Source organism: Acidobacterium sp. FHG110202_01, assembly GCF_059115305.1.
This window is the reverse complement of record NZ_JBZYWJ010000006.1, coordinates 98496-119285: the sequence shown is the minus strand read 5'-3', so window position 1 is coordinate 119285 and position 20790 is coordinate 98496. Positions and strand designations below refer to the sequence as shown.

Sequence of the window (20790 nt, the reverse complement as noted above, 5' to 3'; positions counted from 1 at the left end):
CAACCGAGACACTTGAGGAGAAGTACATGCTTTCCACTCACATTTCCGATCAAGTCCAGGTAAGGGATGGAGTCGATCCGGAACCCATTGCCATCATCGGCATGGCCGGACGGTTTCCCAAGGCGAAGAACGTGCGCGAATTCTGGACCAGGCTTTGCAACGCAGAAGACTGCATTTCTCGCCTTACACCAGAGCAACTAGAGTCGGAAGGCATCGATGTGGCAGTTTTTCAGGATCCCGACTATGTTGCTGCGGCACCTGTGCTCGACGACATCGAGCAATTTGACGCGGAATTCTTTGGAATTACCCCGCACGATGCAGAACTAATGGACCCGCAGCATAGAATTTTTCTTGAATGCTGCTGGGAGGCTCTCGAAGACGCGGGATATGATCCAAAGAGCTGCGGACAGGCTATGGGGTTGTTTGCCGGCGCTCGAACAAACACGTATCTGCTCAATATCTTTTCTCACCCAGGTCTTGTTGACGCAGTCGGTCCCGTCCATCTGGGACTCGGCAACGATCTAGCCTTCCTCACCAGCCGCGTCTCGCATTTCCTCAATCTCACCGGTCCTGCAGTTTCTATCCACACCGCCTGTTCCACCTCACTTGTTGCAGTTCATCTCGCCTGCGAAACTCTCAGACAACGCCGATGCGACGCCGCGCTGGCCGGTGGAGTCGCTGTCAATGTTCCTCACTATGTAGGATATCGATATGCAGAAGGGTCGCTGCAGTCTCCCGATGGCCATTGTCGTACGTTCGATGCCTCAGCTCGTGGGATGGTCCTCGGAAGCGGCGCGGGCGTTGTAGTTCTCAAGCGGCTCGGTGATGCGCTCACCAGCCATGATTCGATCTACGCTCTTATCCGCGGTTCCGCAATTAATAACGACGGTTCGGATAAGGCGAGTTTTACAACGCCCAGCGCTCAGGGGCAGACCAACGTTATCCGTGAAGCTCTGCGCGTCGCGAATGTCTCGCCCGACACCGTCGGCTATGTCGAGTGCCACGGCACGGGAACACCGCTTGGCGACGCTATTGAAGTCCGCGCGCTCATGAAGGCATTCGGCAGGGGCACTCCGAAGTCGTGTGCGATTGGATCTGTCAAGACGAACGTGGGTCATCTGGATGCGGCTGCAGGGATGTCAGGACTGATCAAGACAGCACTCAGTCTAAAACATCAGACGATTCCGGCGTCCCTATACTACGAGAGACCAAACCCCCAGATCAGCTTTGAAGGGACACGCTTTTACGTCAATACGGCCACCTCGCCCTGGAACCAAGCAGACGGACTAAGGAGAGCAGGTGTCAGCGCCTACGGTGTCGGCGGCACCAATGCTCACATCATCCTTGAGGAGGCTCCTCCGCTGCCGCCCTCGGCAGCGGAAGGGGCGCTACAGGTATTGCCTCTCACTGCTCGGTCCGAGAAAGCTCTAAATCGAGGTTGCCAGAACCTGGCTGAGCACCTCCGCAAACACCCGCTGCTGAACCTTTCAGACGTTGCGTTTACCCTGCATGAGGGAAGGCATCCCTTTGGATTCCGCCGTGCGCTGGTCTGCAACAGCAGAGACGATGCAATCGCGGCACTTGATCCAGGCAACGATTCGTACCGGGTATCTCGGAATTCCTGGGGCGCAATCCCTCCAACAGTAACGTTCCTTTTCCCCGGTCAAGGAGCGCAATACCCAGGTATGGGTAAGGAACTCTACGAAAAGGAGCCTGTGTTTCGCAAGCACATACGTCAATGTTCAGACATCTTGGCACCTTCGCTCAATTGCGACCTTGTGGAGCTTTTGTACGATGCTTCTCCTTCGGCGCAGTCGAGTCACGAAATTGATTTTGGTGAGACATGGATTGCACAGCCGGCACTTCTTGCCGTCGAGTTCGCGCTTGCCAGTCTTTGGAAATCCTGGGGAGTTGAGCCCGCATCGATGCTCGGACACAGCGTCGGCGAATACGCGGCCGCCGTGTTCGCTGGAGTGATGAGTATCGACCAGGCACTCCGGCTGGTTGCCATACGAGGACAACTGATGCGACGAACCGCTCCAGGCGCGATGTTGGCGGTCTCGCGACCCGGTGACGATATCGCCCCTCGGCTAGGGGATGAACTGGCCGTCGCAGCTTTCAATGCGCCCGATCTGTGCACAATCGCTGGCCCAGCCGACGCGATCAGAATCCTCGCAGCGGAATTGAAAGCAGAAGGAGTCGCTTGCCAGCTTTTGCGGGCATCGCATGCTTTTCACACTCACCTCGTTGAGCCGGCGATGGGACTTTTTTTCACCGAGCTAAGCAAGATTCGTCTCAATCCTCCACGAATTCCCTTTATCTCCTGCGTTACTGGGACATGGATTCAGCCGGAGGATGCACAGAGTCCCGAATACTGGTCTCGGCAGATGCGTCTTCCTGTGCAATTCGATGCCGGTCTCACAGAAATGCTTCGCGGAGAGAACAGAATACTGCTCGATGTCGGGCCGGGACAGACGTTACGCGGCCTGGCATTTCGTAAAGGACGCTCCTCCGAAGCCCCTCATGTGTTGGCAGCCATGCCGCCATCTACCGGTTTGAGCGAACAACGATCTGTTCTTGCCGCTCTGGCGGAACTCTGGGAATTCGGTGCGCCGTTGGACTGGTCCAAAATACGCCATGGCCAGGCTCGACGCATTTCTCTGCCCACATATCCCTTCGAGCGCAAGAGATACTGGATTGACCGGGTAAAAGGCTCGCATCATCGCGACCGTTCAAAGTCCGACCAACCTGTCGATATGGGCAGTGATCTGCCTTCCTCGAAGGCTGCAAGGCCGAACCTCAGGAACATCTATGTCGCACCACGAAACGACCTCGAACTGACGCTGGCCGGGATTTGGGAGGAGTTCCTTGATCTCGATCAGGTTGGTATTCATGACGACTTTTTCGAACTCGGAGGCCACTCCCTCCTCGCCACTAAATTAGTCGCTGAGGTTCGCAGCAGGCTCGGCGTCGAAATACTCCTTGCAAAGTTGTTTGAGGAGCCAACGGTAAGGCAGATGGCGGAGACCATCCTTGCGGCCACAGCGAGCTTCACCCAATAATCTCTGAATCACCCATACTCATTGGCTAGAAAGCCTCCGGCCTAGTTCATCTCGTTACATCGCGCAACCCAAAATGCCACCTCATCTGCGCAGCTACAGGCGTCTGCTGCGGCGCAGGTTGCTCTGAGGAGTAGGACGGGTCAGGTTCATGCCCCTAGCGGAGATCGGCTCGCTCCAGGACCTTTATTTTCAGTCGCTAAAGAATGGAACAGAAGTGGTCTGTTATCAAGCGGCGCATTCCAGACGGCAAGATCAAGATGTTGCTATCTAGCGCGTTTCGACAATGCAGACGTCGGGAACGTTCGGAGCGCGATTGAGAGTAACTGCTAAAGAACAGCAATCCATGGGCGTCAAGTAACTATTGATTACTCAATTCAGGTGTGTGCTGGCACGGCCGCATCTTTCTACTGGCACAGTTAGAAGTACAGAAATCGAGATGGGAGGGCTAAACACAATGCAGATATCTGATGTTCAACGCCTTCGACAATTGATAAGAGAACACCAGCCAATATCGAGCCTCAAGCAACTTTGGGATCTGATGAAAGAGCGAGAGTCGATGTCCCAATTGCAAGATGCTTGGGAGTTGGTAAGGGACGGTCGTGAATGGCTTTCACGCCAACTATTTCTAGATATGGTCATGGGATTCATCGGCGATTGTCGAATCGAAGGATCTTATCTCGAGTTTGGCTCGGGGCATGGAGGCTCCCTGGTTTCGGCCTTCTCAGCAGCCAGCCGTAATCCGTTCCTGAAAGAGATGCACTTCTATGTATTTGATTCCTTCGAAGGATTGCCTGAGCCGATGGGCCTCGATGGAGACGAACTCCGCAGGTATAACAAGGGTGACTTCGGCTGTGCGCTGAGCCAATACCAGCAAAATGTCAGCAAGGGAGGAGTGGATCTAAGCAGGGTTACGCTGACTCAGGGCTGGTATCACGAAACTCTAAACGACACTCTCAAACAAACGCTGCCCTTAGAAAAAGCAGCTGTTATCCTAGTCGACTGCGATCTCTACGAATCAACCGTTCCTGTGCTCGACTTTGTTACTGAGTATATCCAGACGGGCACAATCATCATTTTTGATGATTGGTTTTCCTATAAAGGTCGGACAGACCGTGGCGAGGCGCGAGCATTCAGGGAATGGCTAGTAAAGGAACCGCACCTTAGTGCGACAGAGTTCCATAAGGTTGACAGGACCATTAATTCCTTCATTATGCAAAGCGATCGCCTTTGAGCTGAGTGATCGGTCAGGAAGTGTTGTGCAATCTGTAGCTGTTGCTCACGCTTCCATTTGTGTGAGCACTCGCGGAATAGCTTACAGGCGGGACCAGTCAGATCAGGAGGAAACGAACAGCTTTTTACTCGCTGTGGATCTGAGGATCCTACCCTCGACAAACGCTACTGACAAAATGCCTAACTATACAGATCACCCTTCAAGCGGCTCTAAAACCCGCTATTAGCACTACCCGCACTAATGAAGTCTTTCCAAATAGCTCCCCAACTATCTTGATCCGCGCCCATAGAGGCATAAGGAGCCACTGCTGTCTTCGAAGTTGACTCCGTTAACCCATCTGATGGCGAAGACAAACCTTATGAACGTATTTGGAGGCTACTTTGATCAACTTCTCGAGCATCACGCGCCATCTTATTCTCGTCTTTGCACTCCTTAGCCCGGGAGCCGCCGTGAGCATGGCCCAACAGGAAACCCAGCAGGCATCTCCCCACTGCTCAAACGCCAATTTAAGTGGCGGGTACGGTTACAGCGTAAGCGGAGTCGCCGCGAATGGAGAGCAATACTCGCTCGCGGGTCGGTTTGTCGCGGACGGCCGGGGCGGAGTGACAGGCACCGGCGTCCAATCCGTCAGTGGCGTGATTACGCGCCCCACGTTCACCGCAACTTACACAGTAAACGCGGATTGCACCGGAACGACGGACATTACGTTCGATTTTGGTCTGACGACGCAGCTCGATTTCACCATTGTCGATGACGGAAAGTCGGTCTATATCATATCTTCCGGCACCAACGGCACCATAGGCGCCAACGAAACCGGCACAGCCACCAGGCAGTTCAACAGACCTCAGGTTCTCTGAGTTCTCAGGCTGACAATAATGGATCTCTCTTTAACTCTACGATGACCGCGGCGGATCATTGCAGATCCGCCCGTCACGTCTGTCGTCATTGGCCCAGTACTCATACTGTATATCTCTCAAAAGGAGCAGATTATGAAGCGGATCTTAGTGACAGGAGCTGGCGGCTTCATTGGAGCTCATTTAACAAGACGCCTCGTCGAGGAGGGCTTCTGGGTTCGGGGTGTGGATCTGAAGCTCCCGGAATTCTCAGCATCGCCATGCCAGGAGTTCCTGCTCGGTGATCTTCGGGATCCCAATATGGCGGACCGTGCCACGGCGGAGGTTGAAGAGGTCTATCAGCTGGCTGCAGATATGGGAGGTGCAGGGTACATCTTTACGGGCGATCATGATGCTGTCGTCCTACACAATTCGGCAACGATCAACCTTAATGTTCTGGAATCCGGAAGGAAAGCCGGTGTGTCTCGTTTCTTTTACTCTTCGTCGGCATGTATTTATCCGGAACGCAATCAGATGGACCCGACAAACCCGAACTGTTCGGAAGCTTCCGCCTATCCGGCCGCACCAGACAGCGAATACGGATGGGAGAAGCTTTTCAGCGAACGTCTGTACCTCGCTTATTCCAGGAACTTCGGGATTCAGGTCCGTATAGCACGTTTCCACAATATCTTCGGTCCAGAAGGAACCTGGAGGGGAGGCCGGGAAAAGGCTCCGGCCGCTATTTGCCGCAAGGTCGCCGAGGCCTGTCCCGGCGGAGAGATAGAGATATGGGGTGACGGAGAGCAGACCAGATCTTTCCTCTACATCGACGATTGCATAGAAGGTGTTCGCCGACTTATGGACTCGGAGTTCTCCGGACCAGTCAATATTGGCTCGGAGGAGATGATTACGATCAATGGCCTCGCTGAACTTGCTATGCAAATTGCCGGCAAGCCTCTCGGGATTCGCCATATCTCCGGGCCGTTGGGGGTGCGCGGACGCAACTCTGATAATCGATTAATCGGTGAAAGGCTCGGTTGGACCCCTGCTCTTCCTCTGCGTATTGGACTTGAGGCAACATACCGCTGGATCGATCAACAAGTACAAATCAATCGAACGCAGCCAACGGCGGGTGTCGCCGCGGACTAGCCATCGTACTCCGAGTTCCAATGTCGAGACAGCTGAGCCACGAACAAATGGACATTATCCCCCATGCGTTTATTGATTACGAGCTTCGGAACACGAGGAGACTTTGAACCATTCTTCGCTCTGGCCAAAGAGTTGACGGCGCATCAGCATGAGCCAATCTTCGCCATTCCGGAGTCGGCAGTTCCGATGCTCGAACAATCCGGCTTCCGGTATGCAGTGATCTCCGCCGACGACCCTACACTGCGCGATAAAATTAACCTCTCATGGTCAACCCAGCCTGATGCTTATGAAGCGAGTGGCCGGTTGGTAGAAGAGTTTTCGACCCTTCAATCCTATTTCCCAGCCGCCCTCAAGGAATTGACAGAGCTGTCGAGGGATGTATCTCTTCTCATTAGCGGTCCGGGACAGCCCTTGGCTCGCATCGTTCACGAGACTACCGGAGTTCCATTTGTATCTGTACAGCTCTCACATTTCGGCGGAAACGGCGGTCCTGCGGTTCGTGAAGCAGGAGACAGGCTCGTCAATCCCTTCAGGCGTAAGCTTGGCCTTCCCGCCGTTAAGGACCCGTTAACCTTCGGCGCAAACTCTCCGCAGCTGGCGCTCTACGCAATGAGTCGTCATCTAAGACCGAGACCCGCCACTTGGCCTAGCCATTACCAAATGACCGGTTTCTTCTTTGCGGAGTCTAACTACCATCCTCCATCGGAACTGGTAGCTTTCTTACAGGCAGGCCCTGCTCCTGTAGTCGTGAATTTAGGCAGCATGCCGCATGAATCTCCTGAACGCCTTCTTGGCATCATTCTTCAAGCACTATCGCTCTCCGAGAGTAGAGCTCTCATACAGGGATTTGATCTCACTTCCGGCTCGCTGCCGGAGAATCCGACTGCATACGCGGTTGGGTATGTTCCCCATTCATGGCTGTTTCGCTTTGCCAGTTGTGTTGTAACCCACGGTGGCGCCGGCACAGCGGCAGCGGTGTTCCGGTCGGGCATTCCTGGAATTTTCATCCCGCACAGTGAGGTATACGATCAACGCTACTGGTCACAGCTCGCCCATGAATACGGCTGTACGGTTCCACCGATCCCTATCCAGAAACTCAATCCAGCTTCACTCGCACATGCGATCCTGCAATGCCGGCACGATAGCACCCTCCGGAACAAGGCACGTGATCTCGGGAACAAGATTCGTAGTGAACGGGGAGTGGGCACTGCACGCCAGCTGATCGAGACAATGATCTCGAGCTTTGGCCTGTCGTAAATCAATCTACCGCAGCATGAATGCTCAATCGATAACTCCGCAGTAAAAGGTGAACCCATGGTTATAGTCAAACTGATTGGTGGTTTGGGCAACCAGATGTTCCAATATGCCCTCGGACGATGCCTCGCAACTTCTCGGGGCGACGGCCTCTTCCTCAACCTTGAAGCTCTTACTTCCTCATTTACGCTTGGTAACGCCTCGCCGCAAACCGTGCGAAGTTTTAGTCTCGATGTATTTAACATCGCAGCCGATATTACAACCGTGGATAAACTCCAGAGCGAACGGGCTAATGTCATCTGGACCGTGACAGAGAGCGGATTTGGTTTCTTTCCAGAAGTCCTTAATGAAGGCCGAAATCATCGCCACCTGGGAGTCGTCGGGTGGTGGCAAAGTGAAAAATACTTTGTTGAAATCACCGACATAATCCGCAACGATTTCAAATTCAAGTCCAGTTACAAGTCGCCGTATCCAGCGTCTCTGGTGGCGGAACTCTCCGGATCGGACTCTGTATGCGTACATGTTCGGCGAACAGATATTCTCAAAACCGAGGATCCTAAAGGCCCAGTCGAACTCGCTTACTACGCCCGCGCAATCGAGGCAGTGCGGGAGCGAACGAAGGCAACACGCGCTTTCGTTTTCTCCGATGATATTGCATGGTGCAAGAAACAACTGTCATTATCGCTGCCAACCATATTCGTTAGTTCAGAGACTCCAGACCAACTGCATCCGGCGGACGATCTCTACTTGATGTCTCTTTGCAAGCATTTCGTAATTGCCAACAGCACCTACTCTTGGTGGGCCGCATGGCTTGGCAGGGCCCCTGAGAAGGTGGTGATTGCTCCGAAAAAGTGGTATCGTGCTGACGATCCGACATTCAAAGAAGACTCATACCTCACGTCCGCCGATCTGACTCCTAATACATGGATCCGAGTCTAGACTGCTCCTTCGGTCCTACCGCATCCACTATCCCCGTCACACATAACTATCAAGAGACACCTCGACTTCATTCCGGCACACCGACAACCATCATGCATGCAAGGGACGAGATACCTGATCGGAGCTGAGGTTGCCGTTGCAGCACTTCGGCTAGACTCCGTGCCCCTCTTGGAATGTATCGGCCGTCGAAAATCCGAGTGTGACCTCGTGGAAGTCGCCTCGCCGTGACCCATATCCAACGCCGGAAAGAACTCTTCACCTATACGGCTATTTGCGGGTGTGTCCTCTCCCGGGTAGATAGCTCAGGCCTCGTCTTGACGCCACACTATTCGGACTGTGGCAGGAATTCCCCTGGATGTTGATTGTGGGCGGGCGATTCACAACAACGGATAGAAGTTGTACATCCAACATTAAAACGAGTCGGCACGATTCGCTTGCGAACACACGATATGCCTTGAACTCCCCACGACAAACAATCGATTCAGAGCACAGCAGCACTTGTGCTAGTGGCTGTCTCAACTCAAATCATTCCACAGAAGAAGATGGGATAAAGACTTATGTACGGTGTGTTCGCATACAAAAATACAGGCAATCTTGGCGATGCAGTCCAAACTGTCGCCCTCACTAGGCTCCTTCCCGGTAAGTGTTTCAGCATTTACAGAGATAGTCCGCTTCCAGTCATGAGCGACGGGACGCTATTCATCGCCAACGGCTGGTTGGGAAAATGTGCGCCCCAGGAAGACGGTAACTGTGTCTTCGCGGGAGTACATATTTCCTCTTCCGAGCTCGACTGGATTAATCGGATGCGTGATTGTAAAGTGCCCATCGGTGCGCGCGATCCTTATACCGGATCCCTCCTGACTGCATGCAATACGCCCCACGTCATGGTAGGCTGCGCGACTCTAACGTTTGATCGTTATGTGGGACCTAGAAAAGGACGATATTGCGTAGACGTCAAGCGAAGACCGGGTACAACTTTTCTAACTAATGATATTGGAGATATCTCTTGGGCGGATCAATGGATGCTCGCTCTTCAGCGTCTGCAGCAACTGAGGACTGCAGAACTAGTCTATACGAATAGGCTCCACGTCATATTGCCATGCTTGGCATTTGGTACACCTGTTATCTTTCCTTTGGCGGACTTACACTCTGTGTGCGCGAAGGAAAGACTGACCATTCTTTCTAGCCTGGGCTTCGTGTATGACGAAGAAGTCGTTCTCGATGTTTCTAACTTTGCGAACAACTATAGACACTTCTTAAGTGATCTACTGTGCCGCCCCTGTAAGGACTCTTGTGAGACGCCAGAATGTCCAGCCCTTCCACCCCTTTACATGTCAGGGGTCGAGCGGCCCAAAGTTTCCGTAACGGACCGTCAGCCGGCCGACCCCACGGTCTTCTACCTGCGCAGTCCGCGCCACACCTCATCATTTCTACATGAACAATGCAATCACCACGTGGAGGTGCTGAATCAACATGGCCGTAATGCTTATTCGGTGTCTCTGCATGCGAACACAACGACGCCGGCAGCTGAATCGAATAGCATTGACCTCAACAGAGCCGCGAGACTGTATGACCCGAAAAGGGATTATATTTTGCTCTCAGGGGAGTTATCGAATGTCGATCGCGATAACCTCTTGTTTGATTGGCCTGGGAAGAAAGTACTGCTGGGGGTTGAGTTAAGCCCACAGATCATCATGGAAGCGCGTGACAATCTTGCCGGGGTCTTTACGTTGTCCGAATCGACCAAGACTTTGCTAAATCTTGCCAACCCAGCATTGCCTGTCTTCCAGATCGAATATCGCGATCGCCTCAGCCGGCCATCATGCGGAGTGCCTCGCCATAAGGATTGCATCATCGCGATTGCGGGAAACATTCTCGATTGCCCTAGGGACATTAGGCTATTAGGCCATGTATTGAATACAAGGACATCTCTTGGATTGAACAGCTTAAGGACGTTTCGATGGGAGCTATTGGATGGCCTGTCGGACGAGGAGATTAAGCCCATTCTGGAGCAAGCGCCAATCGTGTTCTGCTCTCCAACCCTGGAACAGCCCTGGCTCGTGTCAGACGCTAAGGCCTATGGATGCCTAGTGCTCGGGTATGGAGGAACACATCCAATCGCAGTAAGCGATCAGATAGTTCATCTTCACACGTTTAGATTTGAAGATATAGTCGCCTTTATAGAGAACGCGCTGAGCAAGTATCCGAGTTGGCCCCCTGAGTTAGCGACCGAGGTCACCAACGATGGCATTAGCTCCCAATCGCCTGATAACGCACATCTTCGAGAATACATTTGGAATGCATGGGATAAGATATTTCAACAAATGAATAGTGGGCATGCTCGGCTGTCTGATTAGAAGATGGGTGGCTGACGTGGACTACACATGGTCGTTTTGAACATTTCCCCACTGAGAACGCGCAGCACATAAGCCGCCGCGGGTCTAGACATGCGGGAAGCATTCTGCATATATCTCTATAGACATCCCATTCACAACAGTGATCACGGGTCGGAAAGTCGATCTTTTCACGACTCCACTTGATCTTCTACGGCGCCTAACAGCCCCGATAATACTACTTCCTTCAACGGCCCATCACCAATTTAGTGACGGAGACTATCATGCATAACCTGAGCTCTGACGACATAGAGAATATCCGGAGGGCGTTCAACGACTTTCTGTCGATCCATGTGCAATCTACTATGCAAAAGTTTGAGGAACGCATGCGCAATTCGCTCGACCCCAATCTAATCCCCGCAGATTTAACATCCCTGCTCGATATAGCACACGAGAGCAGGCTTTCTCGCACCGCAATCGGCTTCGACGGACAAATCATTCGAAGTGGAATCGTGGTCTCATTATTACGGGACATGGCATTCGATGTATTTATAGAAACTGGCACCTTGCAAGGGGCTACGTGCTTTCTAGTGGCCGCGCAGACCAACTTGCCCATAAAAAGCTGTGAGCTTCCTCACCGTGCTCAGTCTATAGCACACGTCACTGCCCAAGCGTTTGGCGGGAGAATTGAACTAAGCCTTCTAGACAGCCGAGACTTTCTTACCAGCACGCTGCGCGCAAACACATACCAGCGGCCATTTTTCTACTTAGATGCGCACTGGGAAGATGATATTCCCCTTTTAGGCGAGTTGGAGATAATCCTACGAAATCAGGCTGAGTTTGCAGTAATGATTGATGATTTTCGCGTACCACACGATTCGGGATTCGGGTTTGATTCATACAAGAATGGAACGCTTGAGTGGAGCTATATTAAAGACACAATCGCTCGATCAGAGCGTCGGCTTAAAATGTTCTATCCTTCCTATTCGAGTGCGATTGAGACAGACGGGACAAGGGGATTCATACTGCTGGTATCGGATTCTCTGGGCGTAGTTATTGGAAAATCCATGGTGCCACGGCTCTTAATAGAGCAACAATAACGGAATTGGCATCTTGACGTATGATACGCGGCTCTTCGAGAGTGCACGAGTTCCCAAAACACGTTGCCGAAAGCCGCTAGCGGTCGCGGAATATGACCAGCATGCGCGGATGCGTCTAAAAGACTGAGGGCGATCTGGCGCTGCAGCGTCCCTAAGTGCCTTCCAACCTAAGGTTGATCCAGTATTCCTACCGCCCTCGGAGCTTTATGACGATACCTGGGATCATTCACCTGCTGGTAAAGAACAAAGAAGTACTCCCTGATTTATTCAAAGAGAACCTTGATATCATGCGTCGCTATTACAAAGAGCACGAGTTTCGCATTTACGACGATGTTGATATCGATCAGTTCGCATTAGCTTACGATCCCGTCTACTACGACAAGGTGATTTCAAGACTTCCCCTGCAGATCATGCGCGTTGATGCAGTTCGATACCTGTTGATGGAAGCAGTGGGCGGTATCTATTTCGATTTCGACATCCGGCTGCAAAGACAATGGGAGCCCTCGGGCGGCGCGGTACTGGTAAGCAGGGAATGGACATGGCCGAAAGCAGACGATATCAAAGTAAGCGTCCACAACTGCGTATTTGCCAGCACAGCGGGGCATCCCCTATGGCGGAGACTGCTCGACGGAATAGGCAATCAGGTCCGCGCCGATGGCGCAATGCGAGGTGAATGGCATTCCGTATTCGACATCACTGGGCCAAACGCGATTTCAAGAATAATCACCGAGGAACATCTTACGGAGGTGCTGGACGACGTCCACATCTTAAAACCATCATGCATCTATCAACCTGGGCTTTCCACGAGCCGGCCGGAAGATGCGTTCTTTATCCATCAAACTACAGGCGCTTGGACCAAACCGTCCGGATCCATATCCGCAATCGACGAAACCGAGCACCGTGATCTGTTGGAGGCGGGTCTAGGTCTCGTAGCGTCCTTTCTCGGCTCGTCACCCGAGAATATCGACACAGAGGCCTCCTTAATCGACCTCGGTTTTGACTCACTCCTAACTCTCACCTTGCAGGCGTCACTTGAAGACGAGTTAGGAATTTCTATCCCACTTGACGACATGCTTCGCAACTTGTCGCTTCGTGAACTGGCATCAAGAGCAACAGTAAAAGCTGTTGTGAGCAAAAATATTGTAGCGGCTGGCGGTGAAGGACCTGGTGATTATCCGCTCTCGGAGGGTCAACGTGCTCTCTTTCATGCTCAGGCTCTTTTTCCCGGTAGCTCGGTAGGCAACCTGTTTTCTGCCTCAAGATCCCTCACTCCGCTGCAACTTCCTGCTCTCGCCCGCGCTTTGCATGTACTGACCGAACGCCATTCTCTTCTTCGTAGCCTATTCCTGAGTTGCCCAGAGGGACCTACCCGGATTGTGCTTCCTGCACATGTCGCCGCCTTTAAGGTCAACCATGCCTTCGATTGGGAAGACGAACAGTTAGAAAACTATCTGTGCGACGCCGCGAATAAGCCCTTCGATCTCAGTCAGGGGCCACCCTTCAGCGTCGAGGTATTCCTACGAGGCGAGCGTGGAGACATTCTTTTAATTGTGATGCACCACATTATTGCCGATCTATGGTCAGCAGCTCTTCTCCTTGAGGAACTCGCAACAATCTATTCTGCGGCTTGCGATGGTCGCGTTGTGTCATTGTCCGCGGCCGTTCCCACGCCATACTCCGCATTTGTGGAGCGCCAGCGCGCCAACCTTGGCAGCGGAGAGCGCATTGAATCTGAGCGTACCTACTGGATTGCCTACTTGAAGGATGCTGTCCCACTTCTCGGTCCGCCCCGTGACCACATGCCAGATTCACCTGTCCGTAAAGGTGCCTCCCACTGGTTTCGGATGGAACAAGAACTGTCTCGTTTGGTCCGCCGTTTTGCAAGCGTTTCTAGGGTCTCGCTGTATGCTCTTTTGCTTGCCTCATTTGAAGCACTGCTTTGGCGAATTTCTGGGCAAAGCGACATTTTAGTTGGATCGCCGGTTTCCTGCAGGCGGTTTGCTTCAGAGGCGGGAACGGTTGGCTACTTCGATAATCAAGTCACCTTCCGAGGGAGGTTTGAGTCGAATTTGGCGTTTGCTGATTTCCTCAAGAGCGTACAAGCAGATGTCAGAGCAGCGCTTGCAAACCGTGAGTATCCCTACTCACTTCTCCTCGACGATTTGAGACTTAATCCAGAACTGAATCGAACACCTGAGACACAGGTAGTGTTCGGGTTTCAGAGGGCAAGGCGCGCACCGAGCGATGAAATAGCTGCATTCATACTTGGGCACCCAGGGGCGCGGTTCCATCGAGGATGCGTGGAGCTAGAGGCCATTCCCGTACAACGCCAGGGAGTGCCGTGCGATATTGAACTGATAATGACTGAGGACGCGGACGGGGTGCTCGGTGTGATTCGTTACGATGCTGGCATGTTTAGACGCAAATCTATCGACCGCATAGTACAAACATTTGAAGCCCTTCTAACTGCAATTGTAAGAGATCCTACTTGTCGGTTGACCGACCTTCCAGTTCTCTCCGACGACGTCGTAACAAAGATCTAATCGATTGGAAACAGTCATGCTCGTTCCGCGCACCGCAGACGATTGTCACGATCCTGCTCCCGAACCAATCGCTTCACACCCGACAATACCCAGAGCTAAGCGCGGAATTACTGGATAACAGCATCCCTAACATCCCAGAGATCCTGCCTGCGCAACGGTCGACGCAGAAAGAACGGCTTGAATTCCTTCACATCTCTATGATTACTGACGACGCTGTTCCTCAGCCCCTGCTCTGCAATACATCTGACCTTGGCTCGCAGTGACAACGAGGCGATATCCTGATTGGAAAGCGCGACCGATCTCCAATGGTTCTGGGTCTCATGATGTAACTAACGTGCTGACCTTAAGGGGCGTATTGTCGCATGCAAAGTTGGCGCGGCGGTCTCCGACTTCCTTCCGCTACGCATTAATACGGCGGCGTCTCAGATCCAGCAGAAGGCTAGACAGGCGCAATACCTGGCCTTGGCGTTCGATTCGCCGAGGTGACTTGCCAAACTACACAGTCAGCAATTGCGTTAACAGGAGGAGCAGATGACTCCATCTCCGACTCAGTTGGGGAGGTTGCGACATGGTAATAGTTGAGCTGATTGGAGGGTTGGGCAATCAAATGTTCCAATACGCGCTCGGTCGTTGTCTATCTATCCATCGAAACGATGGTTTGTTCTTATATCTCGCAAATGTTGCCTCAGAAGACTCCGATCAGCCTGAAGACGGAGACCATAGAAGATTCGGCCTCAACGTCTTCAATATCCATTCGCAGATCACCACGATCGAGAAGATGCAAAACGACGGGGCTGACCTAATCTGGACTGTGATGGAGCCTGGATTCGGATATTTTCCAGAAGTCCTTACGGACTCCGGTCCCCACAGACATCTAGGATTGAGGGGCTGGTGGCAAAGCGAGAAGTACTTTGAAGGCATTGCAGATGTCATTCGCGCTGATTTCACCTTCAAGAGCGCTTTCCGGGTCCCTCACGATATCTCTCTGGTTGAAATGGTCAACAACCTTGACTCCGTGTGTGTTCATATTCGGCGCACCGACTACCTTCGGGCTGAGGATGACAAGGGATGGCTTGGCTTGGACTACTACCGACGGGCTTTGGAGATAGTTTGCTCTCGAGTTGTTCATCCTCATCTTTTCGTATTTTCGGATGATATTGCATGGTGCAAAGAGAACATCAGTTTCCCATTCCCGACTACCTACATCGAGCATGGGCATTTGCGGGAGTCTCACGCAGCGGATGACTTGTCCTTGATGATTCAATGCAAACACTTCGTAATTGCAAATAGCACATACTCATGGTGGGCTGCGTGGTTGGCGAGCCACCCCGATAAGTTTGTGATTGCACCTCGCCGGTGGTTTCGTTCGGAGGAAAATAATGTTCTTAATCCTCCATCCAGGAATTCCAATCATCTTGTTCCTGGAACCTGGACGCGAATTTAGGTTAACCGGGACAAGTTCTTGATGTTAGGACAATGATGTCGCCAGAGTTATATCGTTCCGTCGGAAGGTACAGAGGAAGAGGCGAAGATGACACGCGTACTGGATTGCTTCGATAAGGCATTTGTGATCAATGCAGATTCACAACCTGACAGGCTTTCGAAAGTTTCTCAGGAACTCTCGCGATTGGGTATTGAGTTTGAGCGCTATAGAGCCATCACAGACACACAGCCATCTTCGATTCTCAGAGCGTCCGAGATAGGTCTCACTTTGGGCCACCATGCCATCGTCAGCCTCGCCAGAGAACGGCAATACAAGAACGTGCTGATATTCGAAGATGACGTCGTTTTTCGGCCTGAGTTTCTTGTACAGTGGGGGCAAGTCAGTTCGCAAGTGAGCAGGCTAGAGTACGATTTGCTCTATTTCTACGATTGGCTGGCCGAGCAAACGCCGTCGGCGCCGCGTCTTGTTCGAATCAGCGGAACTCTTTGCACCCATGCCTATTGCGTATCAGCTCGTTACTATGACTCCTATCTCGATACCCTGAACCGATACATGCAGCTAGCAGCAATCGATCAATTACTCCTTCGGGTCGATGCTGAGAAATGGGCTATCGTTCCGAATCTGATCGGACAGGATGGCGGCATCTCATCTATCTATGGTGACGCTCGAACCCTCCGCTGGTCCGCACAGGACGGATAACCGTAACCTGGATACTTCTTGGATTGTGGGTGTCAAGATCGAATTTGCCGAGAGCTTGTCGTCTCTCCGCCAGACGAGTACGTTTCATTCTCGCAGTAGACCGACCCATTTCCACGATGCTCGCATGGGCTTACGATTCAATATTGACTAAAGCTGTTCAAACTCACCCGACTCGGCGGATGTCTTGCTCATACCGTGATCTGCCGTCCATAAATAGAGTCAACTGGAGAGGCCTGGTTCGCCTAACCGATATCGAACTCGGAGAGATCATCGGTGTCCAATTTGTGGGTAATTGAAAGAAGAATCGGACGCTTACCTTGATGTCACCGAGCCTCACACCGAATGATGACTACTTCAGCAAAACAACCTTGGCGTGTCAGGCTGGCTTCTCTGCGCCGTATCCCGGAAATTCTGGTGGAACTGTGGCACGCCAGCGGGCTTCTTGTCATCGTTTCGATCGGCCTCCGACTGGTTCTGGCGACTTTTCCTCCCTTAATACTGTGGGCATCAAAGACATTAATTGACACTCTTATCCACGTCCAAACATCGCCAGGCCTCTTATGGCCTAGAGCATGGAGGTTCTTTGCGATCGAACTAGGCCTTATTGTCTCAACCGATGTCTGCGGGAGGCTCGCGAACTATTCAGACGTACGGATGAGTGATCTTTTTGTGCACTATCTGAACGTCCGGATTCTCGAGCATTCAAACAAACTCGATTTCGAGGACTTAGAGAGCCCTGTATTTCAAGATCAGTTGGAACGCGCACGCTCACAGATAGGAACCCAGTTGGGAGTCTTATTCAGTCTTGCCCAAATACTCCAAAACGCGATTGGTCTCGTGGCATTGATTGGCGGTATCGCGCTATACGCTCCATGGCTCGTCCTTTTGCAGTTGGTTGCACTACTTCCTCTCGCTGCAATGGAAATGTATTTCGCTGGGGCCGCGCACTATTTACACCGAAAGAGAACTCCGTTGCGCCGGACCATGGACTACCTCATGAACCTCTCTACAACGGCAACGACCGTTAAAGAGATACGAGCATTTCAGCTTGGGCACCATTTTGCCGAGGAATATAAGGCACTTGGAGAACAGTTTAAGAGCGAAAACGCTACTCTCTCGAAACAACGCAATACTCTTGGGGGAATGTTGGCGAGTATCGGATCAATAGCCTACTACGCGGGCTACGGAGTTCTGGTCTGGCAGGCCGGCCATGCAATCATTACGATTGGAACTCTGTTCTTCCTGGGAGCCAGCTTCCAGCGAAGTAAATTGCAAGTGCAAGATATCCTCACCACATTGTCACGAACTCTCGATCAAACCTTGCATCTTGGCGATGTGTTCGAATTCTTCCGCAACGCTCCTCGTGCCCGTCCTGCAGGAGAGAGGCGCCAGATGCCTCGCAACATTGTGAAAGGATTTGAATTCCGAAATGTATCATTTGGCTATGCCGGATCGCCGAACGATGCCCTCAATGGAGTGTCATTTGTCATTGAACCCGGCGAAACGATCGCTCTGGTGGGCGAAAACGGAGCCGGAAAAACGACTTTAACGAAACTTTTGGCAAGGCTTTATGAACCGACCGAAGGATCGATATTGTTGGATGGAGTAAACATTCGGGATTACGATCAAGAGTCTTATCAAAAGCAAGTCAGTGTTGTGTTTCAGGATTTTGTACGATACGAGATGACGGCAGGCGTGAACATTGGGTTCGGCGACGTTTCATCGCGGGATGATCATGCCAGAATCGAGACGGCTGCGAAAGCGGGACTGGCATTGCCGATAATTGAGAGACTGCCCAACGGCTATCAGCAGCTACTTGGCAAGAGATTTGAGGGCGGAATGGAAATTTCAGGTGGCGACTGGCAAAAGCTTGCTTTGTCCCGGGCGTGTATGCGCAAAGCTCAGTTGCTCATCCTTGATGAACCCTCTGCATCGCTCGATGCGATGAATGAATTCCTATTGATCGAACATTTTGCCAAGCTCACGTCTGGGAAGATGGCAGTATTGATATCCCATCGATTACCAGCAGTACGGATGGCCCATAAGATCCTAGTCCTCAGCCACGGACGGTTGATTGAAGAGGGCACCCACGAAGATCTCATTGCCTGTGGTGGAGAATATGCCTCGATGTTTCATCTTCAGGCATCCGGTTACAACGACGATTTCGGATTTTCGCGAACAAACGTCAGCGCCCCTCAGCCCTAAGGTTATCGACTGCAGTGGCCCAGAAGGAGCCTTGCACTCTCGCTCTGGTAACGGCTCATACGAAGTTCCTTGCCATTTTGCAGGATAATCTTGTGATGGCCGTGAAACCACGGATGAATCTCTTTAACCTTCGAGACGTTTATCAGCGTCGAGCGATGAATTCTAGCGAACTGCTTCGGATTCAACATGGATTCGATGTTTGAGAGCGTATTGCGCAGTTCATAGCCAATGTTTCCCACGTGCAGCCGCACGCTGTTCTTGTCCGCTTCGATCCAATCGATGTCTTTGGCTTCAATCAAGAGAATACGTCCATTGACGGGAACAGCAATGCGCTCCTGATATTGTTGCTGCTTTTGAACCGCAGTGAGCGCTTGCAGTAGTTGAACTGCATATCCACCATCGACGGATGGCGCAAGTCGCACTTTCGCACGCGCTATGGACTTTTCCAGGCGCTCCTTTCCAAAGGGTTTCAGAATATAGTCCACAGCGTTTGCTTCAAACGCCTCAATGGCATAGTCCTTGTATGCCGTCACAAAAATTGTAATCGGCATCGCGGCTCCATCTACCGCCTCTATAACCTCAAGGCCGGTCAATCCAGGCATCTGTACATCGAGAAAGATGAGGTCAGGGCGCTCTTCTTTGATGGCCTGAAGGGCAGATATGCCATCCCCACACTCACGTAGTACCTCAATGTCCCTATCAGTACGCAGGACTCTAATGATGCTGGTCCTAACCAAAGGCTCATCGTCAATCACAATTGTCCTGATAGTCATAACGAGAGGAGTGCCTCCGTTTCTGGAGACTCCAACGTGTTTATTTCGAAGGGCAAGCCAATCCTGCATACCACTCCCTGTGGGGACTGGGGTTGAATAGAGAGCTTTGCGGAGCCACTGTATATCTGAACTAAGCGCTGTTCGGTGTTAGATAGTCCGATCCCCCAGCCTGCACCGTCATGACCTATGCTGGCGGGAAGGACGCTGTTGGAATTGCATATCTCGATCTCCAAGCCCGTGTGCCCGTGCCAACTTTTGATCTCGATCACATCACCGCCTGGATTCTTTGCCACACCATGCACAATCGCATTCTCCACGATTGGCTGAAGAATCAGTGCAGGAACGGAACAGTCCAGGGTTTCGGGAGCGATGTGGGAACGAATCTTTAGGCGATCTCCGAATCGTACACTTTGGATATTTAGATAGTGATCGACCAGAGCCAGTTCGCGTCGCAAGGAGATTTGCTGTGAGGAATTCTGCTCCAGAAAAATTCGTAAGAGAGAACTCAAATCGAGCAGCATTTGTTCGGCAGCATCGGGATCCTCTCGAATCAACGTTCCAATGGCATGAAGAGTATTGAAGAGGAAATGGGGGTGCAACTGCATCTGGAGAACCTGGAGTTGCGCTTGCGCCAATTGCCTTTCCAATTGTGTTTCCCGCAACTGTCTATCGCTGCTCTCCCGATAAAAATGCAACGTCTGAGCTAAGGCGGTGATGGTCCAATAGGTGCCAATGTAAATTGCTGCATCCTTGCTCAGAAAAAACATGATGTAGACCCGGATAGCTCGCATTCCTGGCTCGAAGAAATGCGACGCAACGGACTGAATACAAACAGCGAGGAACGCGCCCACGAGACTGGCCGCCAAATGCAAAGCGAGAGAGCGAATGGGGCGGCGCGGATTGATGGGATATCTTTCCGCAAGCCAAAGTACAGGCGGCGTGAGAATGAACCAGGTATACCACTGCTCCATCGACCAGCGGAGATATGGCACCAGATGAACAGCATGGCCCTGAAGCAGCTCGTAACCGTACCACTGCAATGCAAATAGGATTACTACTGCCGTCCATAGAGCGAAAAGCTGCGCTGCGCGGATGGCTTGCACTTTGATCGATGACGATTGCTTCACAGACAGCTCCCGATTAAAGCTTCTGTCAGAAATAGTAAGTCCGCTTTCGTACCGCTGAAAAGCCCCTTTGAGCTGAGATTACGATTCAGCATTCTATG

General features: G+C 52.0%; 14 protein-coding genes. 12 read left to right on the top strand and 2 right to left on the bottom strand.

Annotated elements, in window-relative coordinates; translation table 11 throughout:
- Positions 1-26: 26 nt before the first annotated feature.
- The 12 genes from AC5S16_RS13970 to AC5S16_RS13915 all read left to right on the top strand — a co-directional run bounded on the left by AC5S16_RS13970 (position 27) and on the right by AC5S16_RS13915 (position 18792).
- The gene (locus AC5S16_RS13970; protein WP_493930692.1) at positions 27-3062 is read left to right on the top strand and encodes a type I polyketide synthase; all 3036 of its coding nucleotides are present in this window, start codon (positions 27-29) and stop codon (positions 3060-3062) included.
- Between the two features lie 454 nt (positions 3063-3516).
- Positions 3517-4293 carry a TylF/MycF/NovP-related O-methyltransferase gene (locus AC5S16_RS13965; protein WP_493930691.1) on the top strand — a complete coding sequence of 259 codons (777 nt, stop codon included), beginning with the start codon at positions 3517-3519 and terminating at the stop codon, positions 4291-4293.
- A 380-nt stretch (positions 4294-4673) separates the two neighbouring features.
- Positions 4674-5150, top strand: coding sequence for a hypothetical protein (locus tag AC5S16_RS13960; protein WP_493930690.1), 477 nt, complete (start codon positions 4674-4676; stop codon positions 5148-5150).
- Positions 5151-5282: 132 nt separating this feature from the next.
- Positions 5283-6275, top strand: a complete 993-nt coding sequence (locus tag AC5S16_RS13955; protein WP_493930689.1) for an NAD-dependent epimerase/dehydratase family protein — start codon at positions 5283-5285, stop codon at positions 6273-6275.
- A gap of 63 nt (positions 6276-6338) precedes the next feature.
- Positions 6339-7532: a glycosyltransferase gene (locus tag AC5S16_RS13950; protein WP_493930688.1), complete on the top strand. Its 1194-nt coding sequence runs from the start codon at positions 6339-6341 to the stop codon at positions 7530-7532.
- A 57-nt stretch (positions 7533-7589) separates the two neighbouring features.
- Positions 7590-8468 (top strand): alpha-1,2-fucosyltransferase, encoded by an 879-nt coding sequence (locus AC5S16_RS13945; RefSeq protein WP_493930687.1) that lies wholly within the window; start codon positions 7590-7592, stop codon positions 8466-8468.
- 1454 nt (positions 8469-9922) lie between these two features.
- A complete protein-coding gene (locus tag AC5S16_RS13940; protein ID WP_493930686.1) occupies positions 9923-10825 on the top strand; it encodes a hypothetical protein in 903 nt (300 codons plus the stop codon).
- Between the two features lie 260 nt (positions 10826-11085).
- Positions 11086-11901, top strand: a complete 816-nt coding sequence (locus AC5S16_RS13935; RefSeq protein WP_493930685.1) for a hypothetical protein — start codon at positions 11086-11088, stop codon at positions 11899-11901.
- Between the two features lie 206 nt (positions 11902-12107).
- The gene (locus AC5S16_RS13930) at positions 12108-14444 is read left to right on the top strand and encodes a condensation domain-containing protein (RefSeq protein WP_493930684.1); all 2337 of its coding nucleotides are present in this window, start codon (positions 12108-12110) and stop codon (positions 14442-14444) included.
- A gap of 568 nt (positions 14445-15012) precedes the next feature.
- Positions 15013-15888 (top strand): alpha-1,2-fucosyltransferase, encoded by an 876-nt coding sequence (locus AC5S16_RS13925; protein WP_493930683.1) that lies wholly within the window; start codon positions 15013-15015, stop codon positions 15886-15888.
- 87 nt (positions 15889-15975) lie between these two features.
- Entirely contained in the window at positions 15976-16587 is a 612-nt protein-coding gene (locus tag AC5S16_RS13920; protein WP_493930682.1) for a glycosyltransferase family 25 protein, read from the top strand.
- A 654-nt stretch (positions 16588-17241) separates the two neighbouring features.
- Positions 17242-18792: an ABC transporter ATP-binding protein gene (locus tag AC5S16_RS13915; protein WP_493930681.1), complete on the top strand. Its 1551-nt coding sequence runs from the start codon at positions 17242-17244 to the stop codon at positions 18790-18792.
- Positions 18793-18794: 2 nt separating this feature from the next.
- Here the strand turns inward: AC5S16_RS13915 and AC5S16_RS13910 are convergent, their stop codons facing one another.
- The gene (locus AC5S16_RS13910) at positions 18795-19547 is read right to left on the bottom strand and encodes a LytR/AlgR family response regulator transcription factor (protein ID WP_493930680.1); all 753 of its coding nucleotides are present in this window, start codon (positions 19545-19547) and stop codon (positions 18795-18797) included.
- Positions 19548-19561: 14 nt separating this feature from the next.
- A complete protein-coding gene (locus AC5S16_RS13905; protein WP_493930679.1) occupies positions 19562-20692 on the bottom strand; it encodes a sensor histidine kinase in 1131 nt (376 codons plus the stop codon).
- Positions 20693-20790: the final 98 nt, after the last annotated feature.

Bases quoted from the DNA above. Each gene is read 5' to 3' on its own strand.
- AC5S16_RS13970 (WP_493930692.1), top strand. From the start codon at position 27: ATGCTTTCCACTCACATTTCCGATCAAGTCCAGGTAAGGGATGGAGTC.
- AC5S16_RS13965 (WP_493930691.1), top strand. From the start codon at position 3,517: ATGCAGATATCTGATGTTCAACGCCTTCGACAATTGATAAGAGAACAC.
- AC5S16_RS13955 (WP_493930689.1), top strand. From the start codon at position 5,283: ATGAAGCGGATCTTAGTGACAGGAGCTGGCGGCTTCATTGGAGCTCAT.
- AC5S16_RS13950 (WP_493930688.1), top strand. From the start codon at position 6,339: ATGCGTTTATTGATTACGAGCTTCGGAACACGAGGAGACTTTGAACCA.
- AC5S16_RS13945 (WP_493930687.1), top strand. From the start codon at position 7,590: ATGGTTATAGTCAAACTGATTGGTGGTTTGGGCAACCAGATGTTCCAA.
- AC5S16_RS13935 (WP_493930685.1), top strand. From the start codon at position 11,086: ATGCATAACCTGAGCTCTGACGACATAGAGAATATCCGGAGGGCGTTC.
- AC5S16_RS13930 (WP_493930684.1), top strand. From the start codon at position 12,108: ATGACGATACCTGGGATCATTCACCTGCTGGTAAAGAACAAAGAAGTA.
- AC5S16_RS13925 (WP_493930683.1), top strand. From the start codon at position 15,013: ATGGTAATAGTTGAGCTGATTGGAGGGTTGGGCAATCAAATGTTCCAA.
- AC5S16_RS13920 (WP_493930682.1), top strand. From the start codon at position 15,976: ATGACACGCGTACTGGATTGCTTCGATAAGGCATTTGTGATCAATGCA.
- AC5S16_RS13915 (WP_493930681.1), top strand. From the start codon at position 17,242: ATGAGTGATCTTTTTGTGCACTATCTGAACGTCCGGATTCTCGAGCAT.